The organism is Mesorhizobium sp. B2-3-15, assembly GCF_006442875.1.
In the GTDB taxonomy this organism is placed as follows: domain Bacteria; phylum Pseudomonadota; class Alphaproteobacteria; order Rhizobiales; family Rhizobiaceae; genus Mesorhizobium; species Mesorhizobium australicum.
Genome location: NZ_VFVO01000001.1, coordinates 58,583 through 73,751 on the forward strand (window position 1 = coordinate 58,583; position 15,169 = coordinate 73,751).

General features: G+C 63.8%; 14 protein-coding genes. 9 read left to right on the forward strand and 5 right to left on the reverse strand.

Annotation, left to right across the window (positions count from 1 at the left end):
* Window positions 1–202: 202 nt before the first annotated feature.
* The 3 genes from FJ954_RS00275 to FJ954_RS00285 all read right to left on the reverse strand — a co-directional run bounded on the left by FJ954_RS00275 (window position 203) and on the right by FJ954_RS00285 (window position 3,377).
* The gene (locus FJ954_RS00275; protein WP_140614985.1) at window positions 203–1,783 is read right to left on the reverse strand and encodes a 5-guanidino-2-oxopentanoate decarboxylase; all 1,581 of its coding nucleotides are present in this window, start codon (window positions 1,781–1,783) and stop codon (window positions 203–205) included.
* An 80-nt stretch (window positions 1,784–1,863) separates the two neighbouring features.
* Window positions 1,864–2,535 carry a TetR family transcriptional regulator C-terminal domain-containing protein gene (locus tag FJ954_RS00280; protein ID WP_015314263.1) on the reverse strand — a complete coding sequence of 224 codons (672 nt, stop codon included), beginning with the start codon at window positions 2,533–2,535 and terminating at the stop codon, window positions 1,864–1,866.
* Window positions 2,505–3,377 (reverse strand): dimethylarginine dimethylaminohydrolase family protein, encoded by an 873-nt coding sequence (locus FJ954_RS00285; RefSeq protein ID WP_140660052.1) that lies wholly within the window; start codon window positions 3,375–3,377, stop codon window positions 2,505–2,507. The genes FJ954_RS00280 and FJ954_RS00285 overlap by 31 nt, the downstream gene beginning before the upstream one ends.
* Window positions 3,378–3,590: 213 nt before the next feature.
* Between FJ954_RS00285 and FJ954_RS00290 the strand changes: the two genes are divergently transcribed.
* The 5 genes from FJ954_RS00290 to FJ954_RS00310 all read left to right on the forward strand — a co-directional run bounded on the left by FJ954_RS00290 (window position 3,591) and on the right by FJ954_RS00310 (window position 8,047).
* The gene (locus tag FJ954_RS00290) at window positions 3,591–4,406 is read left to right on the forward strand and encodes an ABC transporter ATP-binding protein (RefSeq protein WP_015314265.1); all 816 of its coding nucleotides are present in this window, start codon (window positions 3,591–3,593) and stop codon (window positions 4,404–4,406) included.
* 55 nt (window positions 4,407–4,461) lie between these two features.
* Window positions 4,462–5,259, forward strand: a complete 798-nt coding sequence (locus FJ954_RS00295; RefSeq protein ID WP_015314266.1) for a transporter substrate-binding domain-containing protein — start codon at window positions 4,462–4,464, stop codon at window positions 5,257–5,259.
* A gap of 204 nt (window positions 5,260–5,463) precedes the next feature.
* On the forward strand, window positions 5,464–6,129 hold the full coding sequence (locus FJ954_RS00300) for an ABC transporter permease (protein WP_041163582.1): 666 nt from the start codon (window positions 5,464–5,466) through the stop codon (window positions 6,127–6,129).
* Window positions 6,129–6,938: an ABC transporter permease gene (locus FJ954_RS00305; protein WP_015314268.1), complete on the forward strand. Its 810-nt coding sequence runs from the start codon at window positions 6,129–6,131 to the stop codon at window positions 6,936–6,938. Before FJ954_RS00300 ends, FJ954_RS00305 begins: the two co-directional genes overlap by 1 nt.
* Window positions 6,939–7,045: 107 nt before the next feature.
* Window positions 7,046–8,047 (forward strand): Ldh family oxidoreductase, encoded by a 1,002-nt coding sequence (locus FJ954_RS00310; RefSeq protein WP_015314269.1) that lies wholly within the window; start codon window positions 7,046–7,048, stop codon window positions 8,045–8,047.
* A gap of 25 nt (window positions 8,048–8,072) precedes the next feature.
* Here FJ954_RS00310 and FJ954_RS00315 read toward each other — a convergent pair whose 3' ends face one another.
* Window positions 8,073–8,294, reverse strand: coding sequence for a hypothetical protein (locus FJ954_RS00315; protein ID WP_140660053.1), 222 nt, complete (start codon window positions 8,292–8,294; stop codon window positions 8,073–8,075).
* Here FJ954_RS00315 and FJ954_RS00320 point away from each other — a divergent pair.
* Window positions 8,293–8,574, forward strand: a complete 282-nt coding sequence (locus FJ954_RS00320; RefSeq protein WP_015314270.1) for a hypothetical protein — start codon at window positions 8,293–8,295, stop codon at window positions 8,572–8,574. The two genes, FJ954_RS00315 and FJ954_RS00320, sit on opposite strands and share 2 nt — an antisense overlap.
* A 268-nt stretch (window positions 8,575–8,842) precedes the next feature.
* Window positions 8,843–9,820: a complex I NDUFA9 subunit family protein gene (locus FJ954_RS00325; RefSeq protein ID WP_140660054.1), complete on the forward strand. Its 978-nt coding sequence runs from the start codon at window positions 8,843–8,845 to the stop codon at window positions 9,818–9,820.
* A gap of 13 nt (window positions 9,821–9,833) precedes the next feature.
* On the opposite strand, the gene FJ954_RS00330 is transcribed toward FJ954_RS00325, so the two are convergent.
* On the reverse strand, window positions 9,834–11,207 hold the full coding sequence (locus FJ954_RS00330; RefSeq protein ID WP_140660055.1) for a cytochrome P450: 1,374 nt from the start codon (window positions 11,205–11,207) through the stop codon (window positions 9,834–9,836).
* A 211-nt stretch (window positions 11,208–11,418) separates the two neighbouring features.
* On the opposite strand from FJ954_RS00330, the gene FJ954_RS00335 reads away from it, so the two are divergent.
* Window positions 11,419–11,988 (forward strand): NADPH-dependent FMN reductase, encoded by a 570-nt coding sequence (locus FJ954_RS00335; protein WP_140660056.1) that lies wholly within the window; start codon window positions 11,419–11,421, stop codon window positions 11,986–11,988.
* Window positions 11,989–12,484: 496 nt separating this feature from the next.
* Window positions 12,485–14,956 carry a DNA topoisomerase (ATP-hydrolyzing) subunit B gene (gyrB, locus tag FJ954_RS00340; RefSeq protein WP_140615003.1) on the forward strand — a complete coding sequence of 824 codons (2,472 nt, stop codon included), beginning with the start codon at window positions 12,485–12,487 and terminating at the stop codon, window positions 14,954–14,956.
* Window positions 14,957–15,169: the final 213 nt, after the last annotated feature.

The following is a 15,169-nucleotide window of genomic DNA, read 5'->3' on the forward strand; positions in this document are numbered from 1 at the left end:
TTGTCGTTGGTTTGCCGCGCCGACGCGAAGCGTCGCCCCTTTCAGTCGATCACTCAACCGATATCTCGACATGGCAGCCGTCACGTCTTTGCATGCGTCAGGGCATCGCCGAATAACGAAGCCGCCCGGAAGCGGATCAGGTCTTGCAAAAACCAAGCCGGCAAATGGTCCACTTCCTGTCGGCAAGGACGGCCCGGATGTTTCAGACGACCGTGACTTCGATGACGCGCGGCAGCCCCGTTGCCCGGGCGTGCCTGAGCGCCTGTGGCAAGGCGTCGATGTCGGCCAGCCTTTCGGCACCAATGCCATAGGCTTCGGCAAGCTTGCAGAAATCCGGCGGCGCCGGCGACACGCCGACAGGTTCCACGCCGACATCGAGCATCGAGGTCTCGATCTCGCGATAGCCTCTGTTGTTCCAGACCACGAAGATGACGGGCGCTCCAGAATCGAGCGCCACCGCTATCTCCGGCAAGGTGAACTGGAAGCCCCCGTCGCCGGTCAGGCAGACAACCGGCGCATCGGGCACGGCAAGTGCCGCACCGATCGCCGCCGGCGGACCGTAGCCAAGCGCGCCAAAGCCGGTCGCGGCATTGAACCAGCCGCCGGGCCGGTCGTGGTCGTAATAGAGGTTGGCGGCGTAAATCGGCTGGGTCGAGTCGCCAACGATGATGGCACCGGGCAAAGCGTCGCGGATCATTTCCACGGCACGCACCTGCGCCGCATAGGCCGGGCTCAACTCGGCAAAAGCGGCCTTTCGCGCCGCCGCGGCGCGGCCATGGCCATCTTCGCCAGCGCTGTGGGCGGGATCGATCGCCGCAAGCAGCGCCTCGATCGCCTCGGCGCAATCGGCCTGGATGGCGACCGTCACCGGACGCCGCGCAAGCTGGTCGGCGCCGATGTCGATACGGATCAGGTTCGAAGGCAGTACGAAGCCACCGTCGCCATAGCCGTCATAGTCGGTCGGGCCGAATTCGGTACCGGCGGCGATCACCAGATCGGCCCCGGCCATGAGCGCGCGAACCGCCTTGAGGCTTGGGCTTGCCGGCACGCAAAGCGGATGGCCATGCATGAGACCGCGCGCGTTGGTGGTCTCGACAACCGGCGCGCCCAGCCTTTCGGCAAGGCGCCGCAGCGCCGCATCGGCTTTCTTGGCGCCGCCGCCTGCAAGGATGAGCGGGCGGCGTGCGGTGGCGACGAGTTCGGCAGCCCTGGCAATGGCGGCACGCTCTGGCGCCGGCGGCCCGGCATTGCTCAAGGCTGCCGACAATCCGTCCGCCGGCTTGACCATGATATCGGTCGGGATCTCTATATGCACAGGGCCGGGCCGAGACGAGGAAAACAGGGCGAAAGCCCGCGCCAGCGCACCGGGCAATTCGCTGGCCCCGGTCACGTGTAGCGACAACAGCGCTACCTTCTCCATCATGCCGCGCTGATCGGGCAATTCGTGCAGGAAGCCAAGCCCCTTGCCGAGCGTGTCGGTGGCGTTGACGCCGGAGATCACCAGCATCGGCACCGAATCGGCGCGCGCCTGGCCCATGGCGGTGATGGTGTTGGTCAGCCCCGGCCCGGTGATGACGAAGGCGACGCCCGGCCTGCCGCCGGCGCGCGCATAGCCGTCGGCCATGAAGCCGGCGCCCTGTTCGTGGCGCGGCGTGATGTGGCGAATCTTCGAGCGCGCAAGACCGCGATAGAGTTCGACCGTGTGGACGCCGGGAATGCCGAACACGGTGTCGACGCCATGCGCCTCGAGCAGCGAAATGAGCGCTTCGCCCACAGTGGTCATTGGTTTTCTCCCCTATCTCTTTGTTTCTACGCAATTCCCAAGGGGGAAGCGCTGCGCGCTTTTCCCGGGAAAACCGCTTCTCATTTTTCCAGGAATTGCTCCAGCGGCGCGAGGCCGAGTTCGGACTCGACAGCCTTGATGCCAATCGCCGCCAATTCGCCGGGCGAGAACATCTCGCCGGCCAGGCAGCCTTCGATCCAGAGCCCGTCGATGATCGCATTGATCGCGATGGCATGGTGGCGCAACTGGGTTGCGTCCGGCTTGTGCTGTTCGGCGGCGAGCACGTCGGCCACAACTGCTTCCACCTCGTTGCGAAAGCCAAGGTAGCCTTCGCGGTGGGCACGGGCCAGGGCGGGATCCGCACTGGCGCGGCCGATGAAGGTTGCCCAGAGCGAAAACACCCGCGCGTCGATGATCGGCGCATTGAGATTGGCGGTGATGAAAGCCGCAAGACGCTGGCGCGGCGAGGCATCATCCATGACCAATGCCGCCTTCGCCTGCTCGGTCATGCGGTCGACCAGCGCCGTATAGGCTTCCTGCAGCAATTCTTCCTTGCCCGGGAAATAATGCCGGATCAGCCCGGCGGTGACGCCGGCACGCAATGCGATGGTGCGCAGGCTGGCGCCTTGAAGGCCATATTCCGCCACGCTGTCCAGAGTCGCCTCTATCAGATCCTGCCGCCGCCGCTCCTCGCCCTCGCGACGGAACTTACGGCGCCCATTCATTGGCGCAGGATCGGTCGCGTCAGGCATGTCGGCCCGCCTTCGCAGGCGATGCAGAGCGCGTCCGCCTCGAAGATCTCAACCGTGCATCCGGCGGCTTCCATGGCGGCCTTGGTCCTGGGAAAGCCCGCAACGGCAATGACCTTGAGCGGGCTGGTCGGCAGTACGTTGAGACTGAGGCCGTTGGAAGCCGCGAACTCCTCGGCGTCGCCTTCGACCAGCCGGATGCCGCGTGCCTTCAGCGTCTGATAGAAAGGGGCCGGTAAAAGCGGTGAATAGACCAGCGCCAGGTCGTCGGCCAGCGGGCTGATAACCGACATCAGATGCAGGCACGCCTCTTCGCCCTGCCACAGCGGCAGATCGAAGCCGTAGACGGAAATCCCCAGCGGCGACAGCAGGTTGGAAACCTGCTGGATGCCTTCCTGGTTGGAACGGATACCGCGCCCGATCGCCAGCGTGCGGGCATCCACCCATACACAGTCGCCACCTTCGACCTGGCCAGGAGCCTCGACGCGACCAAGGATCGGAATGCCCAGCCTTCTGTAGGTTTCTTCATGCAGCGAAGGCTCCCTGGCGCGCAGCGGCTTGCCCATGGACAGGATCAGCGCACCGCGGTCGGTCATCAGCGAAGGGTCGTGCGTGAACACCGAATCCGAAAGTCCGTCGGCCTTGTCCTCGATCCATTCGATCTCGGCGCCGGAAGCCGCCACCAGTTCAGCCAGGGCTGCGTGCTGCGAGGCAGCTTTCGCCGGGTTGAATCCCGGACCATAGTGCCAGGCAGCCCGGTCGGCGTCGCGCATGGCGTTGGCGGCCGACCGCATCAGCACGCGCCGCAGCGGCGCCGCCATGGACTGAGATCCGAAAGCGCTCATCGATGCCCTTTTTAAGCTGAAAAAAACCGAGAAAATTTCATGAGAGGTTATTTATACACTTGCACAACAAGGCCGCAAGTGCCGTAATGAGCGGGATTGACGGGCTCGCTCTGTTGGGTCCATGCTTGAGGTCTGGAGCGAGGCAGTACAGCGTATGTTGATTAGCCGGATAGACGTTCGACGAACCGCCGGCGGCGATATGGAGGTCATTTGGTGAGCGCTGTGGCAGCTGCCAAAGTCCCATCCGGCGAGGCGCAGGACGGCGCCGCAGAAGCCATCCATGTCGAGAACCTGCACAAGAAATTCGGTCAACTGCATGTGCTGAAGGGCGTATCGCTGTCGGCGCGCGACGGCGAGGTCATCGCCATCATCGGCGGCTCGGGCTCGGGCAAATCGACGCTGCTGCGCTGCATCAACTGCCTGGAAAACCCGACCAGCGGCATCATCCGGGTCAATGGCGAGGAGATCAAGCTCAAGGCGGACAGCCATGGCCATACGATTCCGGCCGACCGCAGGCAGATCGAACGCATCCGCTCCAAGCTCGGCATGGTGTTCCAGAACTTCAACCTGTGGAGCCATATGACTCTGATCGAAAACGTCATCGAGGTTCCCGTTCATGTGCTGGGCGTCAAGCGCGACCAGGCTGTCGCCCAGGCCGAAAAGCTGCTGGTGCGCGTCGGTCTGGCCGAGAAGCGCGACGTCTATCCTGCGTATCTCTCCGGCGGCCAGCAGCAGCGCGCCGCGATCGCTCGCGCCTTGGCCATCAATCCGCGCGTCATGCTGTTCGACGAACCGACCTCGGCGCTCGATCCCGAACTGGTCGGCGAAGTGCTGAAGGTGATTGGCGATCTGGCCCGTGAAGGCCGCACCATGGTGCTGGTCACCCACGAAATGAAATTCGCCCGCGAGGTCGCGACCCACGTCGTCTACCTCTACAACGGGTTGGTCGAGGAGGAAGGCCCGCCGGAGCAGATCTTCGGCGCGCCCAAGTCCGAAAGGCTAAAGCAGTTCATCCGCAACATCGGCTAGGGACAGGCCGGGACGGAAGAAAACCGGGAACCAACAACAAACTGGGAGTTCTGAAATGAAGACTGTTCTGAAGACATTCGCCACGGCGCTGCTGCTCGGCGTCGCCGCCATGGGCGTGGCCAAGGCCGATCCGGTCAAGATCGGCGTCGCCGCCGAACCCTACGCGCCCTTCACCTCGCCAGATGCTTCGGGCAAATGGGTCGGCTGGGAGATCGACTTCATCGACGCCGTCTGCGCCGAAGAGAAGCTCGACTGCGTCATCACCCCTGTCGCCTGGGACGGCATCATCCCGGCACTGACTACCAAGAAGATCGACCTCATTGTCTCGTCGATGTCGATCACCGACGAACGCAAGAAGACCATCGACTTCTCCGACAAGTACTATAACACCCCGACCGCGATCATCGGCCCCAAGGACCAGAAGTTCGGCGCCACGCCCGACGATCTCAAGGGCAAGGTCCTCGGCGTCCAGGTGTCGACGGTGCATGCCGTCTACGCCAAGAAGCATTTCGGCCCCACCGCATCCGAGATCAAGGAATATCAGACGCAGGACGAAGCCAACAACGACCTCGCCGCGGGCCGCCTCGACGCGGTGCAGGCCGATTCCATCGCGCTCAAGGAGTTCCTCAAGACCGACCAAGGCAAGGCCTGCTGCGATCTCAAGGGCATGGTGGCCCCTGACGACGAGGTGCTCGGACCGGGCGTCGGCGCCGGCGTGCGCAAGGAAGACACCGCCCTGAAAGAGAAGATCAACGCCGGCATCAAGGCGATCCGCGCCAACGGCAAATATGACGAGATCTCGAAGAAATATTTCGATTTCGACATTTACGGCGGCGCCACGCAGTCGAACTGAGACCCTCGCATCGGCTGGAGGACAGGGCGCTGACGCCCTCGTCCTCCAGCCGGCCTGTCCACGCATGCTTGCCGCCGGCTGCTGGTGCCGGCGGACAGAGCCAGCAATCCGGGGGCGAAGCTGATCGAATCCTTTCTTCCGGCCTCCGCGGCCGGCATCGTCGAACTGCTCTCGCCGGCTCCCGTCGGCTGGGGCGGGACGCTCTTGCTCGGGCTCCTGCATTCGCTTGAGATCGCCGTCGGCGCCACCATCGTCGGCCTGCTGATTGGAACCTGCGGTGCCTATGGCAAGCTTTACGGCGGACCCGTGGTGCGCGACCTGTTCGCGGTCTACACCACCGTGGTGCGCGCCGTGCCGGAACTGGTGCTGATCCTGCTGCTCTACTATGCCGGCACCGACCTGATAAACCAGGTGCTGACGGCGATGGGTTACCAGCGTGTCGACATCAGCGGGCTGGTGGCCGGCATCGCCGTGCTCGGCTTCGTCCAGGGCGCCTATTCGACGGAAGTCATCCGCGGCGCGATCCTCGCTATCCCGCAGGGCCAGATCGAAGCCGCCCGCGCCTTCGGCATGTCTCCCGGCCTTCTGTTGCGGCGCATCACGCTGCCGGCGATGCTGCCTTTCGCCATTCCGGGCCTCGCCAATCTGTGGTTGATCGCCACCAAGGACACCGCGCTGCTGGCTGTCGTCGGCTTCTTCGAACTGACGCTGGCGACACGACAGGCGGCGGGTGTCACCAAGGCCTATCTGGTTTTCTTCCTCGCCGCCGGCGTGCTCTATCTCTGCGTGACGCTGGTTTCGAACCTCCTGCTCGGCCGCGCGGAGAAATGGGCGCGGCGCGGCATGCCTTCGATCAAGGAGGCACGCTGATGACCAGCGAAACGGTCATCATCGACACGGCGGCGCGCGCATCGCTCTGGCTGCAGCCGCATCGCATCGTGCTGATCCTGATCGCGCTGGGGCTGGTGGCGTCAGCCGCCTTCTTCATGCGCTGGGACTGGCTGCCGCAATATTGGGAAATGGGCCTGATGGGGATCTGGCGTGCCCTGTGGATCCTGGCCGTCACCTGTACGCTCGGCTTCATGATCGCCGTGCCCGTCGGGCTGGCGCAGGCGGCCGGCTCGATCTGGGTCGCGGCACCTGCGAAAGTCTTCTGCACCATCATCCGCGGCACGCCGCTGCTTCTGCAGCTATGGCTGCTCTATTACGGGCTGGGCTCGCTTTTCCCGCAATATCCATGGATCCGCGAATCCTGGATGTGGCCCTATCTCAGGCAGGCCTGGCCGTACGGCGTGCTGGCGCTGACCTTGTCCTTCGCCGGCTACGAGGGCGAAGTGATGCGCGGCGCCTTTGCCGGCGTGCCCAAGGGGCAGCTGGAAGCCGCCCGCGCCTTCGGCATGAGCCGATGGAAGATCTTCCGCCGGATCTGGCTGCCGCAAGCCTTCTACCGGGCGCTGCCGACGCTGACCGGCGAGACCGTGCTGCAGCTGAAATCGACGCCGCTGGTGGCAACCATCAGCGTGATCGACATCTTCGCCGTCTCGTCCAAGGTGCGGCAGGACACCTATCTCACCTACGAGCCCTTGCTGCTCCTGGCGTTGATCTATATGGCGATCACCGGCATTCTGGTCTTCGCCTTCAGCCGGATCGAGGCACGAATCCCGGTCAAGATCGGTTAGGTCCAAGTGGGTGGTGGGTAGGGATTGGTAAGTAGGAAGTGGCTGCCGCGCACTCCACAACTCACCACTCACCAACCCCTACTCACTACTCACTAAGGGCAATCGCCATGCAACTCAGTCTCGACCAGGCAAAAGGGCTGTGCCGGATGGCGGCACTTGGCGCCGGCGCCAACGAGGAAGCAGCGCAATCGCTCACCGCCTCGATCATCGCGGCCGAGGCAGAGGGACTTGCAGCCGTCGGGCTCACACATTTCATCGACTACCTCGAAGCGCTCGAGGCCGGACGCATCGACGGCAATGCCGATCCGGTGATCACCCGGCCGGCGCTGGCCATCTATCTCTCGGACGCACGCGGCGGGCTGGCGCATACCGGCTTCGACCGCACCATCGACGACCTCGCCAAGGCGGCAAGACTGTTCGGCGTCGCCATCTTCTCGCAGAAGAACGCCTACACCTGCGGGGCGCTCGGCTACTTCACCGGCCGGCTGGCCGCGCAGGGGCTGGTGTCCTTCGCCGCAACCAACGGTCCGGCCGTCCTGGCCGGCTCAGGCTCGGTCAAGCCGGTCTTTTGCACCAACCCGATGTCTTTCGCCGCCCCCGCCGCCGACGGCGCGCCGCTGGTCATCGACCAGTCGTCGAGCGCCACCGCCTTCGTCAACATCCGCAAGGCCGCCGAGGACGGCAAGAAGATCCCCGAAGGCTGGGCGCTGGACGCCAGCGGCAACCCGACCACCGATCCGGCGGCGGCCATGAAGGGCGCCATGCTCGCCTTCGGCGGCCAGCGCGGCGCCAACATCGCGCTGATGGTCGAAGTGCTGGCGGCCGGCCTGTCGGGCGCCAACTGGTCACTCGACGCGCCATGGTTCAGCGGCGGCCCGGACAGCCCCGGGACGGGCCTGTTCGTGCTTGCCGTCGAGCCCAAGCTGCTCGACCCGGGCTTCGAGCAGCGCATGAAAGACCAGCTTGACCGGCTGCGGCGGCGCTTCGGCGTTCACGTGCCAGGCCGCGCCCGCGCCGAAGCGGCCGAAAAGGCGCAGGCGCGCGGCATCACCGCGCCCAAGGCAGTGATCCAGCGCATCTCAGAATTCGCCGAACGCTACTCGGCCTGATTTCTTCTCCTTTCTTTGCAGACGATTACTTGGCCGCCCCCGCCTGACGCGCGGTTGTGCGCGTTTTTTTTCGCGCGCGTCCTGAACCTTTTTGAGCGCCCGGGCGACCAACGTTTGTCCAGGGCAAGGTGAGCTTGCCCGATCCAGACCGGGGAACAGCAAAATCAAAATCGAAAGTCTGCTTCGCGTGAAAGGCATCGCCCCCCGCGTCCCGGAAACCCAACCTCAAATCAAAGGAAATCATCATGACCAACACCAAGACCACCATGCTGACCGCCGTCCTCCTGCTCGGTTCCTTCATGGGCGCCACGCAGGCTGCCAATTTGAAGGCCGCACCGGTCAAGCCGGCCAACCCGGGCGTCATTACCGCGCCGGGTGGCGGCGCCACCGAGGACCACTACTGCAAGAACGGCCATGCGAAATTCGCCAACTGCAGCGCCGATTTCGTCGCCGCATGCAAGAAGGTTGGTGGCACCATGTCGGATGTTCAGGGCTGGGGTGGGCGTACTTGCTTCACGCCCTCCTGATACCGTCTCAGGTCAGGCCGCTCGTCGGCCCCTGACACCTCATGGATGTCATCCGGGAAACCCCGCTTCGGCGGGGTTTTCTGCGTTTGTCGCTCGCAGGGCCAAGATATGATTCGTGCGCTTGTCGCAGGAAAACCGCGTCTTACTTTTTCTTTGATTTGCGCGAAAAACAAGGATGACGCGACGACGCGTCGCCCTTTGCCTTTGGCGCAAAACGGACTATGAAACGGCTCAGCCAAGCCATCTGGAACGCGCGCCGGAGCCCGCCATGACCGAAATCCTGCAGACCCCAAAGCTCGTCGTCGTCTTTGGCGGGTCAGGCTTTGTCGGCCGTCATGTCGTGCGGGCGCTGGCCAAGCGCGGTTATCGCATCAGGGTCGCCTGCCGGCGGCCCGACCTTGCCGGCCATTTGCAGCCGCTCGGCAATGTCGGCCAGATCCAGCCGGTGCAGGCCAATGTGCGCGTGCGCTGGTCGGTCGACCGCGCCGTGCAAGGTGCCGACCATGTCGTCAATCTCGTCGCCATCCTGCATGAGAGCGGCCGGCAGAAATTCTCCGCCGTGCACGAATTCGGTGCTCGCGCCATCGCCGAGGCGGCGCGCTCCGTCGGCGCCGGGCTCACCCATATTTCGGCGCTCGGCGCCGATCCGGATTCCGAATCGGATTATGCGCGCACCAAGGCGCTCGGTGAAAAGGCCGTGCTGGACACGATCGCCGATGCCGTGATCTTGCGGCCGTCGATCAATTTCGGGCCGGAGGACAGCTTCTTCAACCGGTTCGCGAATATGGCGCGTTATTCGCCGGTGCTGCCGCTGATCGGCGGCGGCCAGACCAAGTTCCAGCCGGTCTATGTCGGTGACGTGGCGGAGGCTGTCGCGCGTTCGGTCGACGGCAAGATCGATGGCGGCCAGGTTTACGAGCTCGGCGGCCCCAACGTGCTCACCTTCAAGGAGTGCATGCAGGAACTGCTCACGGTTATCGAGCGCAAGCGCCTGCTGGTGCCGGTGCCGTGGTGGATGGCAAACATCCAGGCCTCGATCCTCGGCCTGTTGCCCAATCCGCTGCTGACCAAGGACCAGGTGATGCAGTTGCGCGAGCACAACATCGTTTCGGACGAAGCCGCCAAGGCCAACCGGACACTGGCGGGGCTCGGCATCCAGCCGCAATCGATCGCGACGATCCTGCCGAGCTACCTCTGGCGCTTCCGCGCCGCCGGCCAGTTCCAGCAGCGTAAGCCCGCGGTATAAGAAGCGTCGGCCCTCAGCGAGGGCGAGGCGTGACCCGCATCGGCAGACCGCCTTGCGGCTGCGTGGTCAATTTCTGCACCGGCCAGGGTTTTGTTTCAGCGGTCGCGTCGAAGCGGAAGCGTGACAAGAGGATGGCGAGCGCGATGATCGCCTCCTGCATGGCGAAGCTGGCGCCGATGCAGACGCGCGGGCCGGCGCCGAAGGGCAGATATTGGAAGCGGTCGATCTTTTCACGGTTTCCCGGATGGAAGCGTTCGGGCAGGAAGGCGTCGGGCCGGTCCCACAGCTTCCTGTGGCGATGAACCACCCATGGCATCACCAGCACGGCGGCGTGCTTGGGGATATAAAGATCCTTCCACATTTCCGGTACGATCGGCTCGCGATTGATCGATGGTGCCGGCGGGTAGAGCCGAAGCGCCTCGTCGAAAGCGGCGCGTGTCAGCGGCATGGCGTCGAGCCACTTCGCCGGATCGGGCTCGCGCGCCAGCACCCGGTCGATCTCCTGTTCGACCCGGTCGCGCTCCCAGGGCGATTCGGCCAGGCAATAGAGCGTCCAGCCGAGCGCGCGCGCCGTGGTCTCGTGGCCGGCGCCGATGAAGGTGATGATGTTGTCCTCGACTTCCGGGCGCGTCAGTCCGTCGGGGCCTTCGGCCTTGAGCAGCAGCGTCAGGAAATCCTGCGGCACGGCATCGGGGTCGCGCCTGAACTTCTCTTCGCGCATCTTGACCGTGTCGGTCACGATCTTGCGGAAATAGGCCATGGTCTTGCGGCCGCGGATACGGGTCAGCCGCGGCAGCCAGTCGGGCGCGCGCAGCAGGTCGAGCGGATCCACGCGGCCCATGGTTTCGAACAGGCGGTCGATCTCGTTGGCGAAACTGCCGGGCTCGCCCGCGATCTCGCCGGAAAACAGCGTCTCGGCCAGGATGTCATAGGTGAGCAGCGTCATGTCATGGGCGATATCGGACGTGCCGCCGGCCTCGTAACGGGTGACGAACTCCAGCGTCCGTTTCAGCATCGGCTGGGCGAAGCCGAAAATGTGGCGTGGCGTGAACACCGGCGCCATTGCCTTGCGCGACCGCTTCCACACCTCGCCCTCGGCCGTCAGCAGGCCGTCGCGCAGGATCGGCCTCAGTATCTTCTGGCGCACCGTCGCCATCTTGTAGTTCTTGGCGTTGTCGACCAGCACATGGCGGATCAGGCCCGGATCATTGGCGATGACCAGCGGCCCACCAGCGCCCTTGGCAGAAATCCAGGGTTCGTTGTAGGTCGGCTCGCCCCAGAGTTCGAGCGGGTTGCGATAGACGATGCGGATCATTTCCAGCGTCGAAGGCGGCGACGTGCGCGGCTTCGGGGCGGGAGGAACGAATGGGGCGGGCTGCGTGTCCATGAAGTGCTCCGCTGTTCCCATCAATGTAGTGGCTGCCACCTCGGGCGTCCATGTCACCGAACGGCAACCGGACCCATGACGGCGGGAACGCCAGGGCGGACGGTCTGTTCATCCGATCGTGACCGTTCCTTCAGGGATCCAACCTTGCCTGCTGGAACGCTCTGCCGTAGTGGCAGTCACCAACAGATACTGCCTGACAAAGGAGCCTGCCTTGAAGCACCAGTTGAACATCATCATCGGCAGCACGCGGCCCGGCCGCGCTGGCCCGGTTTTCGCCGAATGGCTGGAGACGTTCGTACGCGAACACGGAAAATTCGAGCCAGTGCTGACCGACATAGCCGCGTTCAACCTGCCGGTCCTGGATGAACCGCATCATCCAAGGCTCGGCAATTATCAGAACGACCACACCAAGGCCTGGTCGAAGGCGATGGATGCCGCTGACGCCTTCGTGTTCGTGGCGCCGGAATACAATTACTTCGCCGCACCCGCGATCATCAACGCGATCGACTATCTCGCCCGCGAATGGAAATACAAGCCCGCTGCGATCTTCAGTTATGGGGGTGTCTCCGGCGGCCTGCGCGCGGCACAGGCGCTGAAGCCGCTGCTGACCTCGGTCGGGATCATGCCTATCCCGGAAGGTGTCGCGCTGCCGCTGTACCAGAAACTGCTCGACGAGAACGGCGCCTTCGATGCCAGCGAGCAAGTGCGGAGCGGGACCAAGACCATGCTGGACGAACTGTTGCGCTGGAGCGAGGCGTTGAAACCGATGCGCGTCGCCTGAGAGAGCCGCCTCAGCGCGGCTTGCTTGCGCCATAAAGAGGTGGAATGGTCGGCAAACGACTGAGCCGGGGGGCGGTTCGACTGCGTTTGCTGTTGCCATGCTGCTGATGCTTGCGACCACCGCTATCGCGGCGGCCGAGCGGCACGTGGCCATTGGTCATGGCCAATGACGACTACCGGCTGGTCCGGCCAATTGCCAACCCCGCCCAAGGCGGCGAAGCGATGGAAGCGGCGCTGAGGAAACTTGGTTTCGCTGGAGCTCGACCAGACGGGCCGGCTGGCGCCCAGGGACAAATCCACGGTCAAATATTTGCGCGGCCTCCTGGCTAAATTCAACGCCCGAAAAAAATAGCCGGCTGCCGGCTCGGCATTCGCGCCGGAAATGCCTGCAAACCTTGGAAAAACCGCCTTTAGCGCCTATATTTACCCCATACCAGAAGCGCGATTCGGGGCCGATTTTTCGCGCTGTAAAAGCGGCATCTAGACAACAGGTTTTCATGAGCGACCAGACCGAGAACACAAACGGCGCTGAAGCCGAATACGGCGCCGATTCCATCAAGGTTTTGAAGGGGTTGGACGCCGTCCGCAAGCGGCCGGGCATGTATATCGGCGATACCGATGACGGCTCGGGCCTGCATCACATGGTCTACGAAGTGGTCGACAACGCCATCGACGAGGCGCTGGCCGGCCATGCCGACCTGGTTTCGGTGACGCTCAATCCCGACGGTTCGGTGACGGTTATCGACAATGGCCGTGGCATTCCAACCGACATTCACCCCAGCGAAGGCATTTCGGCGGCCGAAGTGATCATGACGCAGCTGCATGCCGGCGGAAAGTTCGACCAGAACTCCTACAAGGTGTCTGGCGGTCTGCATGGCGTCGGCGTCTCGGTGGTCAACGCGCTGTCGGCCTGGCTGAAGCTCAAGATCCGCCGCAACGGCCAGGTCTTCGAGATGAGCTTTACCCACGGCAATGCCGATGCGCCGCTGAAGGCGATCGGCAGCTACGAGCAGGACAAGCGCCCAGGCACCAATGAGGGCCGCAGCGGCACCGAGGTCACCTTCTTTCCGTCGTCCGAGACCTTTACCATGGTCGAATTCGATTTCGGCACGCTGGAGCACCGGCTGCGCGAACTCGCCTTCCTGAACTCCGGCGTGCGCATCGTTCTGACAGACGCCCGTCATGCCGACGTCGTGAAGCATGAACTGCACTATGATGGTGGCCTGGAAGAGTTCGTCAAATATCTCGACCGGGTCAAGAAACCGCTGATCGGAAAGCCCATCTCCATCAGGGCCGAGCGTGACGGCATCACCGTGGAAGTGGCGATGTGGTGGAACGACAGTTACCACGAGAATGTGCTGGCCTTCACCAATAACATCCCGCAGCGCGATGGCGGCACCCATCTGGCCGGTTTTCGCGGCGCACTGACCCGCCAGATCACCGGCTATGGCGAATCTTCGGGGCTGACCAAGAAGGAAAAGGTCTCGCTGATCGGCGACGATTGCCGCGAGGGCCTGACGGCGGTGCTGTCGGTTAAGGTTCCCGATCCGAAATTCTCGTCGCAGACCAAGGACAAGCTGGTTTCGTCGGAGGTTCGTCCCGTGGTCGAGGGACTGGTCAACGAAGCGCTCGGCACGTGGCTCGAAGAGCATCCGACTGAGGGCAAGGTGGTCGTCGACAAGGTGATCCAGGCCGCGGCGGCGCGTGAAGCGGCGCGCAAGGCTCGCGACATCACCCGCAAGACCTCGCTGGGCGTCACCTCGCTGCCCGGCAAGCTGGCCGATTGCCAGGAACGCGATCCGGCGAAGTCCGAAATCTTCATCGTCGAGGGTGACTCGGCCGGCGGCTCCGCGAAGGGCGGCCGTTCGCGCCAAAACCAGGCAATCCTTCCCCTGCGCGGCAAGATCCTCAATGTCGAGCGGGCCCGCTTCGACCGCATGCTCTCGTCCGACATGATCGGCACGCTGATCACCGCGCTCGGCACCTCGATCGGCAAGGACGAATTCAACGCCGACAAGCTGCGCTACCACAAGATCATCCTGATGACCGACGCGGACGTCGACGGCGCCCATATCAGGACCTTGCTGCTCACTTTCTTCTTCCGGCAGATGCCGGAGCTGATCGAGCGCGGCCACCTCTACATTGCCCAGCCGCCGCTCTACAAGGTGACGCGCGGCAAGAGCTCGCAATACATCAAGAATGAGAGCGCCTTCGAAGAATTCCTGATCGATTCGGGGTTGGAGGAAGCGTCCCTTACGCTCGGCTCAGGGGAAGTGCGGACCGGGCAGGATCTGCACGGCGCCGTCGCCGATGCGCTTGCCGTGCGCCAGCTCATCAACGGCTTGCACACGCGCTATAACCGCGACGTCGTCGAGCAGGCGGCGATCGCCGGCGGGCTCAATCCCGAAATCTTCGCCGATCTTGGCCGCGCCAACGCGATGGCGGAGCGGATCGCGCAACGCCTTGACATCATTGCCGAGGACACCGAGCGCGGCTGGACCGGCCGCATGTCGACCTCGAACGAGGGCATCGGCGGCTATGTCTTCGAACGCACCGTGCGCAGCGTCAAGGAATACGCCCATCTCGACATGGCGTTGATCAATTCCGCCGACGCACGCCAGCTCGATCGCTACGCGCAGCGCCTCAGCGAAGTCTACGGGGCGCCGCCGGTGCTGCGCCGCAAGGAGGTGTCCGAAACAGTCTCGGGACCGCTGGCGCTGCTCAACGCGGTCTTTGCGACCGGCCGCAAGGGGCTGACCATGCAGCGCTACAAGGGTCTCGGCGAAATGAATGCCGAGCAGCTCTGGGAAACCACGCTTGACCCGAACGTGCGTTCGCTGCTGCAGGTCAAGGTCAACGATGCGACCGATGCCGACAGCCTGTTCTCGCGGCTGATGGGTGACGAGGTGGAGCCTCGGCGCGAGTTCATCCAGGACAACGCACTGTCGGTCGCCAACCTGGATATTTGAGGTTTCGCACAGCCTTTTTGACAGATTGGCATAGCTCGTGCCCGCGCCAATAATGAGGATGCGCCGGAACAGAAGGCCTTCGAAGACATTGTGACAGTGTCCATCACAATTTCTTGCAGGAGGCTTTTCATGGGACGCGGCATTCTACTCTGGTTGCTCGGCATTCCGATTCCGATCATCATCCTCATCATGCTGTTCGTACGGTAGGGGGCG